The organism is Bombilactobacillus sp. ESL1197 (assembly GCF_058107145.1).
The window spans coordinates 332,337-346,904 of record NZ_JBYLTY010000001.1; the positions used below are offsets into that span (position 1 = coordinate 332,337).

11 protein-coding genes are annotated in these 14,568 nt (G+C 38.9%); 1 reads left to right on the forward strand and 10 read right to left on the reverse strand.

Annotated elements, in window-relative coordinates; translation table 11 throughout:
• Positions 1-91 precede the first annotated feature (91 nt).
• Positions 92-1,417, reverse strand: coding sequence for a PTS sugar transporter subunit IIC (locus AC3B6B_RS01370; RefSeq protein ID WP_489756918.1), 1,326 nt, complete (start codon positions 1,415-1,417; stop codon positions 92-94).
• A 169-nt stretch (positions 1,418-1,586) separates the two neighbouring features.
• Here AC3B6B_RS01370 and AC3B6B_RS01375 point away from each other — a divergent pair, with 169 nt between their 5' ends.
• Complete coding sequence (locus AC3B6B_RS01375; RefSeq protein ID WP_489756919.1) at positions 1,587-2,279, forward strand: GntR family transcriptional regulator; 693 nt, start codon at positions 1,587-1,589, stop codon at positions 2,277-2,279.
• A gap of 61 nt (positions 2,280-2,340) precedes the next feature.
• Here the strand turns inward: AC3B6B_RS01375 and AC3B6B_RS01380 are convergent, their stop codons facing one another.
• The 9 genes from AC3B6B_RS01380 to AC3B6B_RS01420 all read right to left on the reverse strand — a co-directional run bounded on the left by AC3B6B_RS01380 (position 2,341) and on the right by AC3B6B_RS01420 (position 14,308).
• Positions 2,341-3,540, reverse strand: a complete 1,200-nt coding sequence (locus AC3B6B_RS01380) for a NupC/NupG family nucleoside CNT transporter (RefSeq protein ID WP_489756920.1) — start codon at positions 3,538-3,540, stop codon at positions 2,341-2,343.
• Positions 3,541-3,924: 384 nt separating this feature from the next.
• The gene (locus AC3B6B_RS01385; RefSeq protein WP_489756921.1) at positions 3,925-5,223 is read right to left on the reverse strand and encodes a pyrimidine-nucleoside phosphorylase; all 1,299 of its coding nucleotides are present in this window, start codon (positions 5,221-5,223) and stop codon (positions 3,925-3,927) included.
• 142 nt (positions 5,224-5,365) lie between these two features.
• Positions 5,366-6,313: a sugar-binding transcriptional regulator gene (locus AC3B6B_RS01390; RefSeq protein ID WP_489756922.1), complete on the reverse strand. Its 948-nt coding sequence runs from the start codon at positions 6,311-6,313 to the stop codon at positions 5,366-5,368.
• A gap of 9 nt (positions 6,314-6,322) precedes the next feature.
• Positions 6,323-7,510 (reverse strand): phosphopentomutase, encoded by a 1,188-nt coding sequence (locus tag AC3B6B_RS01395; RefSeq protein WP_489756923.1) that lies wholly within the window; start codon positions 7,508-7,510, stop codon positions 6,323-6,325.
• 11 nt (positions 7,511-7,521) lie between these two features.
• Positions 7,522-8,196 (reverse strand): deoxyribose-phosphate aldolase, encoded by a 675-nt coding sequence (gene deoC / locus AC3B6B_RS01400; protein WP_489756924.1) that lies wholly within the window; start codon positions 8,194-8,196, stop codon positions 7,522-7,524.
• A 180-nt stretch (positions 8,197-8,376) separates the two neighbouring features.
• Positions 8,377-10,101 (reverse strand): thiol reductant ABC exporter subunit CydC, encoded by a 1,725-nt coding sequence (gene cydC, locus AC3B6B_RS01405; protein WP_489756925.1) that lies wholly within the window; start codon positions 10,099-10,101, stop codon positions 8,377-8,379.
• Positions 10,101-11,831, reverse strand: coding sequence for a thiol reductant ABC exporter subunit CydD (gene cydD / locus AC3B6B_RS01410; protein WP_489756926.1), 1,731 nt, complete (start codon positions 11,829-11,831; stop codon positions 10,101-10,103). Before cydD ends, cydC begins: the two co-directional genes overlap by 1 nt.
• A gap of 3 nt (positions 11,832-11,834) precedes the next feature.
• Positions 11,835-12,845, reverse strand: coding sequence for a cytochrome d ubiquinol oxidase subunit II (cydB, locus tag AC3B6B_RS01415; RefSeq protein WP_489756927.1), 1,011 nt, complete (start codon positions 12,843-12,845; stop codon positions 11,835-11,837).
• The gene (locus AC3B6B_RS01420) at positions 12,845-14,308 is read right to left on the reverse strand and encodes a cytochrome ubiquinol oxidase subunit I (protein WP_489756928.1); all 1,464 of its coding nucleotides are present in this window, start codon (positions 14,306-14,308) and stop codon (positions 12,845-12,847) included. Before AC3B6B_RS01420 ends, cydB begins: the two co-directional genes overlap by 1 nt.
• Positions 14,309-14,568: the final 260 nt, after the last annotated feature.

The following is a 14,568-nucleotide window of genomic DNA, read 5'->3' on the forward strand; positions in this document are numbered from 1 at the left end:
TATCGTGGGGATTCAAATAGTTGATGTTCAGTTGAGTAAGCCAATAAAAAAGGAGCCGTTAGGGGCTCTTTTTTTATAAGCTAAATTAATTTTAGTCTTCAGCAACGGATTTTTGTTCTTGTGCTAATAAAATGCTGTCATACTTTTTGGCGAATGGATAGTAAATAAAGAAGCTCATAATTAACATTAAGGTTTGCCAAACAGCTCCTTGCCAACCGCCGACAATTAAGCCGGAAATTATTGCTGGTGTGGTCCAAGGAACGTAGACCCCGTTGAAAGGTGGAATAATGCCGAGGGCAATGACAGCATAGGTTAATAGTCCCGAGATGACCGGTGTTAAAATAAAGGGAATTGCTAGCATGGGATTTAAAACAATCGGTAAACCAAACAAGATTGGTTCATTGATGTTAAATAAAGCTGGAACAATCTCCAATTTGCCTAAAGCTTTCATCTGGGCTGATTTGGCAAAAACAAACATGAAAACGACTAAACCAATGGTCATACCGGCACCAGTGACTGTTAAACATTGATCCATAAAAGATTGAGTGACAATGTGGGCACCATGAGCTAAAGATAATTTACCAGCTTTATACAAAGCCAAATTATCAGCATTATTTGATAATAATAATGGTCCCATAATCCCGCCAACAATCGTGGAGCCATGTACGCCAAAGAACCATAAAAAGACTGGTAATAGAGAAATAACAATGACGCCTAACAAGCCATCGGTAGCGTGTTGCAGTGGAATCTGAATAACCTTATAAATCCATTCGGCTAAGGTAGTATTGAAGCCTAATTTGAAGATGCCATACACAACCGCCGCTAACGAAACAATGACGGCCGCCGGAATCAAAGCAGTAAAAGAACCTGCCACATTAGGGGGAACTTGTTCCGGCATTTTAATAGTAATATTTTTCTTCAAAAACCAGGAGTAAAGCCAACCAACAAAGAGTCCAACTAAGATAGCGATAATCATCCCTTGCCCGCCGAGCCAGTTTTTGTCAATGATCCCGGAAACTTGCCAAGCGGTGGATGTTTTATCGGGATGGGCGATACTAGTGACTTTAGTGATGGTACTAGGTTGTAAAATGATATCGACCGTGACCGCTAAGAGTCCAGCAGGTGCAGCATCAAAGCCTTCATCTTTGACCCAAGAATAGGCAATGCCGAAGACGGCAAACAAAGCCATGATGCCGAAGGAAGCATCACTTGCTTGCATGAACACAGCAGCAATACCAATTTTATTAAAATAATTTTGTAAGGCCTGAATTGGTGGTTGCCCTAGGATTAAAAAAATAGCGCCGATGATGATAAAGGGAATGGGATAAATCATTCCATCTTTAATCGCTTTGAGGGGCCTAGTATTGACGAATTTCATTACCGGTGGTAGTAACTTTTTGTTAATAAAGTCTTTCATATGTAACAACCTCCATTATTGTCAAAGTAAGATCAAGACTTAATCAATACCAATTTTCTGTTAAACTAGCAGTAAGGGCTTTCACAACTGTACACGTACAGTTTAAAACGCTAAATTAATTTTTGCAAGCGCTTTTTAAAATGATGATTAGATTGTCAAGGAGGTTTCTATGCTTAAATATCAACAGTTAGCCCAACAACTAATTGCAATGATGCAACAAAATTCGTTGCCACAAGGTGCTAAATTGCCGAGCTTAAATGAGTTAAAAGCTACTTATCAGACGAGTAAGACTACAATTCTCAAAGCCTTAACAGAATTAGAACGAGCGGGCTTAATTTATCAAGTGCAAGGTAGTGGGACGTTTGTGCGTAAACCGCCTAAAGCTGGTTATCTGAACTTTTCTAAGACCAATCATGGTTGGACCAATGACTTGGAAGACAATCAATTAACGAATGCGGATGTGACTGTCAAAAAAATCTATCCCACAGTAGAGATCGCCCAATATTTACATTGTTCACAGAAAACGCCCGTGTATCAAGTCCAAAGAATCAAGCTAGCACAAGGAGTAATTTCGTGTTGGGAAACTTCATATTATAGTACTGAAGAGGTACCGTTTTTAAATGTTGCCATTGCGACCGGGTCTATCTTTCATTATTTGCAACAAGTTCATCAGATTAAAGTGGGTTTTTCGGATAAGTATTTTGCTGTACGGCCCTTAACAGAATTAGAAGCGCAAAAATTAGCTTTGGCTAAAACTAGTTTTGGCTTAGTCGTTCAAGAAGTGTTTTATTCAACTAGTGGGCGGATTTTTGATTATTCCCAAAATGTCTATAATTATCAAACCACCAAATTTTATTTATAAGACAACAAAAAACTCGCTTGTCAGTTCGAAGCGAGTTTTTAATGTTAGTGTATTGGTAGTCTTAGAAGTAAAGACCAACGATCGTTCCGGTTAAGATAGAAGCCAATGTAGCACCTAATAATAACTTCATGGAAAATTTAGCCACGAATGATCCTTGCTTAGCACTAATGGATTTAATTGCCCCGGTAATAATACCGATTACGCTAAAGTTTGCGAAGGAAATTAAATAGGAAGAAATAATGGCGACAGCCTTGGGACTTAAGACATGCACAATCTTATGCAATTGACCTAGGGCCACAAATTCATTCGTCAAGAGTTTGGTGGCCATTAAGCTACCAACTTGTTGGATATCTTTGCTCGGAACACCCATTAAGTACGCAATTGGCGAGAAGATATAACCCAAAATCTTGGTAAAACTGATATGGAAGATAACTGAACAAGTACTATTTAAGAAAGTTACTAAAGCGACAAAACCAATCAACATGGCCGCAACGGTAATAGCTAGATTAAAACCATCTTGAATATAATTACCGACAACTTGAAAGAAAGGTTCATGGGAAAGATTAGTTGTCGCGGAGTCGGCATTAATGGCTTTGTTTTCTTCATCAGAAACATCATAGGGATTGACGATGCAAGAAACAATCAACGCCGATAAAATGTTCAAGAAAACCGCAGTTACCACAAATTTACCAGGAACTAACTGCATGTAAGAAGCTAAGACCGCAGCAGAGACCGCACTCATGGCCGAAGCACAAATGGTATACAGCCGCTTTTCGTCAAGCTTTGGGATGACATCTTTAATGGTTAAGAAGACTTCCGGTTGTCCTAAAATAGCAGTGGAAACGGCAAAATAACTTTCCAGTTCACCCATGCCAGCTAATTTATTCAAAATAAAACCGGTCCATTTAATAATAAAGGGTAAGATTTTTAGATAATTTAAAATTCCTACTAAAGCGGAAATAAAGACAATCGGCATTAAAACATTTAAGAAGAAGACGGAAGCGCCTTTTTTGATAACTAAACCACCGAAAACAAAATTGATTCCGCCGGCGGCTTGAACCATTAACCAGTTGAAGAAACTGGAAATGGCTCCCATTGTTTTAATACCACCTGAAGTATTTAAACATAGGAAAGAAATGATTAATTGGAGGGCAAACATAATTCCCATTTTTTTGAATTTGATATGTTTGCGGTCACTACTGACTAACCAACCAACTATCAAAACGAGTAAAATTCCGGTTAACAAGAAAACAAATCGCATAATTTTCACCTTTCTGAATTGTGAATATGGTAATGGATCTGATCTGTATAAAGATTGTAAAATCACACTCAATAGTTAAGATTTTAAGGTTATAAATAATACTTTCACCCTTAACTAAGACGGCTACTGGTCGCAGTGTGATCTTGCGCTCCAAAAGCTAAAAGCTTACGTTTAACTACAACTAAGAACTCAAGTCAAAGTCCCGACTTAAGTCCTTAGTCTAGGTTAATCCTCAGCTTTAAATCGGCTTTTGTCGCAGTGGTTAAGCGCTCCAAGTAGCAACAGTTTGCGTCTAGCTACGCTAAAGATCTCAAGTTTAAAGACCAAAACTTAAGGTCTTTATCTAGGCTATACTCCACTGCTGAACGCTACTTATCGCAGTATTTAATCAATAATTTTGTAAATCATTGGGTTCTTATCAGCATGATCGGCCACGGTGATGTTTTGATACAATAAATCTTTGATATCATCGACATTTTCCCGATTACTGTAAATAGTTAACAATGATTCACCTGCTTGAATAGCGTCACCGACTTTTTTGTGTAGTTCAATACCGACACTGTAATCTAATTGATCTTCTGCTTTTTGGCGACCACCACCGAGCATCATGCTAGCAATGCCAACTTCATCGGCTTTGATTTGAGCTACAACACCGCTTTGTTGGGCCGGTAATTCAATCTTATATTGCGCTTGGGGCATGATGGAATAGTCATCAACAACGCGTTCATCGCCACCTTGAGCTTTAATCATTGCTTTAAAGCGCTCTAAAGCTTTGCCGGAACTAATAGCTTCTTCAAGTAATTTACGGGCTTCAGCAGCATCTTTGGCTTTGCCGCCTAAAACAACCATGTAACTACCTAAAGTTAGCATTAATTCAGTAACATCTGCGGGGCCTTGGCCCTTTAAGACATCAATAGATTCTTCGATTTCCAAAGAATTACCAATTTTGTAACCGAGTGGTTGATTCATGTCGGAAATTACAGCCATACATTGCATGCCTACACCTTTGCCAATAGAAACTAAAGCTTTAGCTAAAGCAATGGAGTCGTCTAAGGTCTTCATAAAAGCGCCAGATCCTGTTTTGACATCAATAACTAAGGCATCAGTACCAGAGGCAATCTTTTTACTCATAATGGAACTGGCAATGAGCGGAATTGAATCAACGGTATCGGTTACATCCCGCAAAGCATAAATTTTCTTATCGGCCGGAGCAATGTTACCGGTGGCGCCAATAATGGCTAATTTTTCAGCAGCGACTTGCTTGATAAAGTCTTGTTCGCTGATTTCTACTTTGTAGCCCGGGATCGCTTCCAACTTATCTAATGTTCCACCAGTATGGCCTAAACCGCGTCCAGAGATCATAGGCACTGGAATACCAGTGGCGGCTACGACTGCGGCTAATGGTAAGCTGATTTTATCGCCCACACCACCAGTAGAATGCTTATCAACTTTGATACCTGGAATTTCGGACAGATCCAAATGATCGCCCGATTCCATCATTTTCATGGTCAGAGTTGACCGTTCTTGAGCTGTCATGTCTTGGAAATAGATTGCCATCAATAAGGCACTAGTTTGATAATCAGGAATAGTGCCATCACAAACGCCATCAATGAAGAATTGAATTTCTTCAGCAGTTAATTCTTTTCCGTTGCGTTTGTTATCAATAATATCGACCATTCTCATGAGTAATACACTCCTTTGGATTTATAAAATTAGAAAGTAAAGATGTAATTAATCTTGTTTTAAGAAAACGCTTACTATTAGTACCTTAAAGATTACCGTTGCTAGCATTAAAGCAGCAACTACGGGTAATCTTTAAGAAAAATTATTCATAATCAATCAAGTTCTGGGCTAAAGGTACATCTAAAATTGCAATATTGGCGTAATGCGCTTTTAAAACCGCATGCACAGCTGCAGTTTTTTGTAAGCCACTGGCCACGACAATCGAGCTTTCTTTTTGTCCTAAAGCCTGCGCCTCAATCCCAACAGTGCGTTGATTGAGTTCTTGATTAATAATTTGTCCATCATTATCAATAAAACGGGAAACAATATCACCCACAGCTTTAGTTTGAATTTCTGTCTTTTGGGCTTGAGTTAAATAGCCTAAATTAAAGAGCAATGAATTACTGCTTGCGGTCCCAACACTAAACAGCGCAATATTAGCTTGTTGCCCTAGATCGAGGATTTGTTTAATAAAGCGATCTTGTTCCACTAATTCTTTGGTTGTTTTGCTATCAAAAATAGTGGGTAGGGGCAGGTATTGAGCCCGGGTTTGAAACGCTTGCGCTAGCTCATTAATACTCTCATAGGCATAAGTTTTCTCATGGCTAAAACTAAAGCCACCTTTTAATTGCACCGTTTTGACACCGGGAGTCGTTTGTTCGGCTAAATTGGTGGTGACGGCGTGCACCGTTTTGCCCCAACCAATGCCGATGATGTCATTGGGTTTGACTAAATTGGTTAAAAAGTTAGCTGCATAAGCACCAACGCTATCAAGGTTCGATGCTTGCCCGGCATAATGTGACGGGACAATTTCAATTTGAGCACGATATTTTTGCGATAAAATATCGCCTAAATCCGAATAATTAATAAAGGGATTTTCAATTTGAATTTTTACTAAACCAGATTCGCGCGCTAATTGCAATAAACGCGAAATTGTTGGACGTGACATCTGCATTTTATTGGCAATGGTTGTTTGACTGAGATTCTCTTCGTAATAAAGCTGTGCCACAATTAAAGCTTGTTTTAACTTAGTTTCACCGTTATTTGTCATAGTTAGCCTTTATTGAAGTTGGTTTAAGAAGCTCGTACCTTTATCGTTGGTGGTAATGTTGAAGTTTTCAGCAACCGTCGCACCAAAATCGCTAAAGGTTGTCCGAGTACCTAAACTAGCTGGATTTTTCATACTTGGTGAGTAAACGAGTAGGGGTACTAATTCACGTGTATGATCGGTACCTTTATAAGTTGGGTCATTGCCGTGATCAGCAGTAATGATTAAAAGATCATCATCATGCATTTGCTCTAAAACATGACCTAATCTGTGGTCAAAGTCCATCAAAGCATCACCATCACCTTGCGCGTTACGCCGGTGGCCATACATCGCATCAAAGTCAACAAGGTTGGTAAAGCAGAAGCCGGTAAAGTCTTGTTGCATAACCTTGTCTAAATGATCCATACCGTCCATGTTACTTTCGTTATGATAACCTTCACCAATCCCGTCGCCACTGAAAATATCGTTAATTTTACCAATGCCGATAGTTGTTACATTATTATCTTGCAAATAATTTAAGGTAGTTTTAGCTGATGGCTTCAAGGTAAAGTCATGCCGATTAGCAGTCCGTGTAAAGTGATCTTTGTCAGGTCCAACGTAAGGCCGCGCAATGATTCGACCAACAGTATATTCAGGACCGTTAACTAAACTACGTGCATATTCACAAATCCGATATAATTCATCAACAGGAATTACATCTTCATGAGCGGCAATTTGTAAAACGGAATCACCAGAAGTATAGATGATTAAATCACCAGTCTTCATTTGTTGTTCGCCTAATTCAGCAATAATTTTGGTACCAGATTCTGGTCGGTTACCAATAATTTTCCGACCGGAAAATTCAGCAATTTTATTCAATAAGTCATCTGGAAAACCATTCGGGAAGAAAGATAATTCTGTCATAACTGGTAATTGCATCATTTCCCAATGACCATCCATACTGTCTTTACCCACAGAAACTTCTTGCATATTACCGTAGTAACCAATTGGTTGCTCAGCTTTAGGTACACCCAAGATTGTTTCTTGACGTTGGTTAGAAAGGCCAAGCTTTTGTAAGTTAGGTAATTTCAATTCACCTTTGAAGTATTCACCGATGTGACCTAAGGTGTCTGAGCCAACGTCATCGAAGTTGGCGGCATCATGCGCTTCACCAGTACCAATGGAATCTAAAACAATACCAAAAATTCTCTTATAAGCCATTTTGTTCTCCTTTACTTTTTAGCGCCTTCTAAAATCTTAACAGTTGCACTAACACCTAAGCGACTAGCACCGGCTTCGATCATGCCCATAGCTTCTTCATAACTGTGGATGCCACCAGAAGCCTTCACGCCTAAACGATCGCCCACAGTTTCGCGCATTAATTTCACATCTGCTTCTTTAGCACCAGCAGAACTAAAACCAGTTGAAGTCTTAACAAAATCGGCTTGCGCTTGTTCTGATAATTGTGAAGCTTTGACGACTTGTTCGTCATTTAAGAATGATGTTTCGATGATGACTTTCAATAATTTGTTTTCAGCATGAACTGCTTCTGCAACGCTTTGAATATCCGTTTTGACAGCGTCGTAATTGCCGCCCACCAATTCACCAACATTGATGACCATGTCTAATTCATCAGCGCCATCTGCCATGGCTTGCTTTGCTTCAAAAACTTTAGTAGCTGTGCTGGTAGCGCCCAATGGGAAACCAACAACCACGCAAGTATTAATATCAGTATCAGCTAATTGTTCATGTACTAGTTTGGCCCAGTAAGCATTCACACAAACAGAAGCTGTTTGGTAATGTTTAGCTTCCTCGCAAGTCTTTAAAATGTCTTCTTTAGTAGCGTTTGGATTCAACAGTGTGTGATCCAAGTATTTAGCTAACTCCGCTTGATTAAGTTCTTTCATTGATTGAAACCCCTTTCTCTAATTCCAATTTAAATTATATAGTGTATTTGACAAATGTAAAGCTGTTTTTTGAAATTATGTTCAAATGACCATGTGTTTTAAGCAAAAAAAAGACTAATTCTGGTTACATATCAGAATTAGTCCTGCGTATAAAATTTTAGCTTGCTGTAATTTTTAAAGTTAGAAGCCACGATCCATGCGATAAAGTTCTTGGAAATGGTGGTTATTAGCGGCTAAATCTTTGGGATTACCTTGCATTTTAATTTGACCTTGGTCTAAAAAGACCACTTGGTCAACGTGATTAATGCCTTGTAAATGGTGGGTAACCCAAATGATGGTTTTGTCTTTTAAAACTTCAAAAATAGTCTTTAATAAATCATTTTCGGTAATGGGATCTAAACCAACCGTTGGTTCATCAAGTAGCACAATTGGCGCATCTTGCAATAAAATGCGGGCTAGCGTGATGCGTTGTTGTTCACCACCGGAAAAGCGTGCGCCCGCTTCGCGTACGGATGTTTCGTAGCCTTGGGGTAATTGCTCAATTAAATTAGTTAATTGAACAGCATCTAAGGCGGCTTTCACCTCAGCATCCGATTTTGTTTCGTTACCAAGGCGCACATTATTTAAAATAGACGTATTAAATAAAAATGGTTGTTGGTTGAGAAAAGAGAACAATTGTTTTTGTTCGTCTTGAAGGGCTCGCACATTGATTCCGTTTAAAGTAACTTGACCCTTTTGGGGAGTTAAGTCCCCGTTGATTAATTGTAGTAGGGTCGTTTTACCGGTACCACTAGGCCCAATTAAAGCCACCTTTTGTCCCCGCTGAATGGTTTGATTGAAGTCTGTCAAAAGGATCGGAGAATCTGCATCATATTCAAATTGCAAATTTTCTAATTTTAAAGTTTGAAAATCTTTCGCAGATAATTTTTGTTGCGGTGGTAATTGTTGCAGGGTGGGATGAAGATTATTGAGACGTTTAATCGAATCTTTATAAACCGGATATTCTTCAAATCCCTGACTAATTGGCACAATGGCCTCACCAATTGGAGCAACTGCCAAGACAAAGGCTGCCGTGTAGTTAGCTCGCATTTGCGTATTAGTGAAGTGCAAATTGGTGAAAATAATCATGGCTAGAAAAATTAGTACTAGAATGACTTGCAGATAGAAATCCCGTTGCCAACGAAAATGTTTACTCTTTAATTTGGAACTGTTTAATTGCGCAATAGTCTGGGTAGTTGTTTGTTGAAAGTCTTGTTTGCGTCCAGATAAAATCCAATCATTAGCCCCCAAAATATTATCGGTTAACTGAGTATATAACTGATCAGTTAACGCTTTTTGGTGACTACGACGTGCGGCTTCAATTGCGGTTGAAGCTAAAGGTACAACCAAAATTTCGAGTAACAATAAAATGGCGGTGATAATGGCAAACCATAAGTCAAAATAGCCAATACCAATGGTGACAAAAATAGCTAAAAGGATCCCCACAACAGTGGGAAAAACCGTTCGCAGATACAGGTTTTGTAAATGATCAATATCTTCGGATAATAAGCCCAGCAGATTACCACTGCGATATTTTTCATTAAAGAAAGCCGCATCTTTTTCCACTGTTTTATACAGGCGAGTTCGCAAATCGGAGGTGACTTTTAAAACCCAATTATGACTTTTTAAACGTTCGAGATATTTAAAAGTCGGGCGGCCGATTCCAAAAGCACGTGTTAACAAAATGGCCGGATAGATCATTAAAATATTGTACGGATGAGTGGCCGAGCGATCAATGGTATAACCAGAGGCAAACATTAAGGCGCCACCACAGAAAATTGTCAGAAAGCCTAAGAATAAGGCTGTAGCTAAAAGAAATTTATATTGTTTCAGGTAAGGTTTAACCCAAGTATCGTGCTTCCACATTATAGATCACCTCGCATTTGGAAAGTTAGATCAGCAAAGGGGCCACTCGTTTCTTGTTGTAGTTGTTCAATTGGTCCTTGTTCCACAATTTGGCCGTGATCTAAGACAATGACATAGTCCATTTGTTGGAGCCAATGCAAACGATGCGTAGCAAAAATAACTAAGTGTTGGTCAAATAAAGGCAACATGGTTTGCTTGAGACGATATTCCGTTTCAATATCTAAATGGGCCGTTGGTTCATCTAACAGAATAATGCGGCGCTGTTGGGCCAAAAAGGCCCGTGCTAACATGATTCTTTGGGCTTGACCGCCGGAAATGCCCCGGCCGCCTTCACCAACAGGAGTATTTAATCCCTGCGGTAAACTCGCAATAAAGTCGGTTAAACCGGCCTGCTGGGATGCTAGTTGAACCTGTTCATCAGTGGCCTCAGGTTGATAAAAGCGAATATTGTTGGCAATTGTGTCACTAAACAAATACGGCTTTTGCGGTAAATAGGTGATTTGTTTTTGCCAATTAGTTTGGGACAAATGTGGTAAAGCTTGATCATTAAGCTGGATTTGTCCGTTATTCGGAGTGAGAAAACCACCTAAAGTATCTAAGAGGGTGGTTTTGCCAGCGCCAGATTTGCCGATAATGGCGATTTTTTGATAACCATGGAGGTTTAAATTAATGTCGTGGAGATTAACCAACTGGTTTTGGGTATCATATTGAAAGTTTAGATGGGACACTTTTAACGTGCTTTGTTCATTCCAAGTAAAGTTAGTTACGAGCTGTTGATCGCTGACCACGGGTTGATCTAATAATTCAGTGGCTGCAGTGAAGGCATTAGCCCCATCTAAGGTGGCATGATAATCATTGGAGAAATTTCGTAATGGTAAGAAGTACTCCGGTGCTAACACTAAGGTTACCAGGGCAGGGTATAACGGAATTGAGCCCTTGATTAAAGCTAAACCTAAAAAGACGGCTAATAAAGCAATGGAGAGCGTGGTAAACCAATCTAGAGCAAAAGTCGATAAAATAGCAATGCGCAAAGTACTCATTGTTTTTTTACGATAATTTTCACTAACGGTTTGGATATTATGCGCATAATCTTTACTTAAACCGAGCATTTTCAGGGTAGTCAAGCCGCGTAAAGCATCCAAAAAATGATTCGACAGCACCACATATTCATTATATTGCGCGTCAGCCTTGTCTTGAGCCGCGTAGCCTAAAATAATCATAAATAAAATAATGACAGGAAAAACTAACAGCAAAATAATTCCGGATGTCCGGTTTTGGAAAAAGATATAAATTAAGATAATCCATGGAATAATCATCATGTCCATAAACTTGGTCAAAATCAAATTAAAATAATTATTAACTTTATCCATTCCGTCGAGTGTTTCGGTGACTAAGTTGCCCGAACCGGCTGTAGAAATAAAGTCGGGCCCCGTTTGATAAATTTTGTCTAAAATATCTTGGCGTAAGTTTTCGGTTGTCTGAGTGGCAAAGTGATCTAGCAGAATATTCTTTAACCAGACCAGCAAGTGGCGAATTAAAAAGGCAATTACAAATCCGATTGTGGGCTTGAGTAATGCGTGTAAATGCAATTGCCGCCAAGAAAAAACTAAGGCCTGTGTGAGGAAGCTAGCTTGTAATAAAATCATAAATGCTTGCAAGACGGTTAGTCCTGCAAGCATTACGAATAGTGATTTAACTTTGGGTAATTTGAATAAACGTTTATCAATCATAAATTAATTGGTCGCTTTCCCAGATGGTACCCGTTGTTTAAAGATATAGTAAGACCAAGTAAAGTAGATTAAAACAATCGGCAGTAAAATGCAGACTACAATAGTCATAATCGTTAAAGCTGCGGGTGAAGAGGAAGCATTTTTAATTAAAATGCTATTGGCAGGGTTAGTCGCAATCATGACCCGTGGGAATAAACCGTTAAAGATTAAGATCACTACAAAGGCTAAGGATAAGCCACTGCCAAGTAAACTCCAGACTTCATGATCTTTGTACGTTCCCCAAGTCCCGATGATAGACATCAAAACGATGAGTAAGGTAATTAAAGTACTAGAAACAGGTTTATTAGTGAAGAAGTCTGTTTGGAAAATTACTAGTAAGGCAAAGACAACTTCACCAACGAACAAAATAGGATAGAGATAGCGATTAAGATTACGTGCCCGTTCTCTTAAAATGCCCGTTGTGGTTAGTCGTGTATAGTTTAAGCCGTGAATTAAAGACATCAAGACGCCTGCAATTCCACCAACTAATGATAACCAGTTAATAATATCAAAAAAACCAGCGTGCATATCGCCTTGCGCATTGATTGGCACACCTTGAATCATGCTGAAGAAAATAATACATAACATTAAAGGTGCGACTAAGCTACCAAAGACAAAGACGTTATACCAAAGGTGCCGCCCACGCTTGGTTTCGGCATGTTCCGCAAATTCAAAGGAAACACCCCGTAGAATTAATCCGACTAAGACTAATAAGAACATGATGTAATAGCCAGAGAACAAACTCGCATACCACATTGGAAATGAAGCAAACATGGCGCCACCGGCTGTAACCAGCCAAGTTTCATTGACTACCCAGTGGGGGCCAATAATGCGCAACATAGTTTGTTTTTCCTCATCAGTGCGCGCGATAATACCAGAAGCCATGCCCACACCAAAATCAAAACCTTCTAAGAAGAAAAAGCCAACAAAGAGCACACAGATTAAAATAAACCAAATAAATTGTAAGGCAGTCATTAGTCAAAGGCCTCCTTTGCAAAAGGATCCGCAGTTACAGTGTCTTGTTGTGTAGCACTAGGTCCATCAATTGCACTTAAACCATGATGCAATGTTTGCCGTGAGTAATAAATCATAACTCCACCCAAGACGGTAAACAAAACAAGATAAATAATATTACTAAATAATAACTCACCAGCTGTTGTTGATGGTGAAACAGCATCTGCAATAGTGTACAATCCATAAACAATCCATGGATAGCGACCTAATTCGGTAATTAACCAACCACAAGTATTGGCGATGAATGGACACCACATTACGAAACCTAAGATATATAAGAACCAACGTTGATTTTCAATCATGTCATGCTTTTTACGCATCAAGAACAAGCCAACGATGGAAACTAAAGCAAACAAAGCGCCAAAACCAGCCATGACCCGGAAACTCCAGAAAATAGCGGTCGTTGGAATATAGAAGTTTTTAATATTGCGAATACTCTTACTCTTATTATGAGCAAATTTTTGTTTTAATTCTTTGTTAATCGTGTTCATACCTTTAACGGAGCCTTCAGGCTTATGATAAGCTAATAAACTCAACATATAAGGTACGGAGATTTCGTGATTAACTTTATGATCTTTAGTATCAAAAGTAGCGACGATCTTCCAAGAAGCTGGGGAACTAGTATCTTTATATTCGCCTTCTGTAGCAGCAAATTTCATTGGTTGGTCTTGAATAATTTGTTGGGTTTGATAATCACCAGCAACCATGACGCCAATAGAAGCCACTAAACTGAACCATAAACCGAAATGTAAGGACTTTTTGAAGAAAGCACGATCTTTTTGCTTCCGAATTAAACCCCAAGCACTCATTCCCACGATAACTAAAGCGGCAGTAGCAAAAGCACCTAAAATAACGTGGGGGAACACCCGCCACAATTGGGGATTACCAACAATACTACCAAAATCGGTCATTTGAGCATGATGCGTTTTACCGTTGATAGTAAAACCGGTAGGATGCTGCATAAAACTGTTAGCAGTTAAAATCCAAATAGCTGACAACATGGTACCAATGGAAGTTAACCAAATAAATAAGGCGTGAATTCCGGGCTTGAAACGATCCCAAGTAAACATCCAAACGCCAAGAAAAGTCGATTCCAAGAAAAAGGCCAATAAAGCTTCAATCGCCAGAGGAGCACCGAAAATATCGCCCATGAAGCGAGAATAGTTGGACCAATTCATTCCAAACTGGAATTCTTGGATTAACCCAGTCACAATGCCGACCGCAAAACTTAGCAAAAATATTTTGCCCCAGAATTGGGCCATTTTTTTATAAATTTCCTGCTTCTTAATTGCATAAATGGTTTCCATAATTGAAACTAAAAAGCCCATTCCAATTGAAAACGGTACAAAAAAGAAGTGGAAAATCGTTGTTATCGCAAATTGTAATCTTGCTAATGATAACAATGACAAACTCAAAGTTAACATGAATTTCACACTCCTTAAATTATGTAAAATTAATTACATTAATCCATAACTTACCAACTATTACTTTACCACAAAACGAACAAGAAAAACGCTTTTTTGGCTAAAAATGCTTTTTAAAATATCGCTTAAATAAAAATTAAAGCAGTCTTTTTTTAATTTTTTAAAACAAAAAAGAAACGACAACTTAGTTGTCGTTTCTTGGAGGAGTAAGGATGTGAATACAATTTATATGTTGTAGCAACCTATCGGTTATCTACACT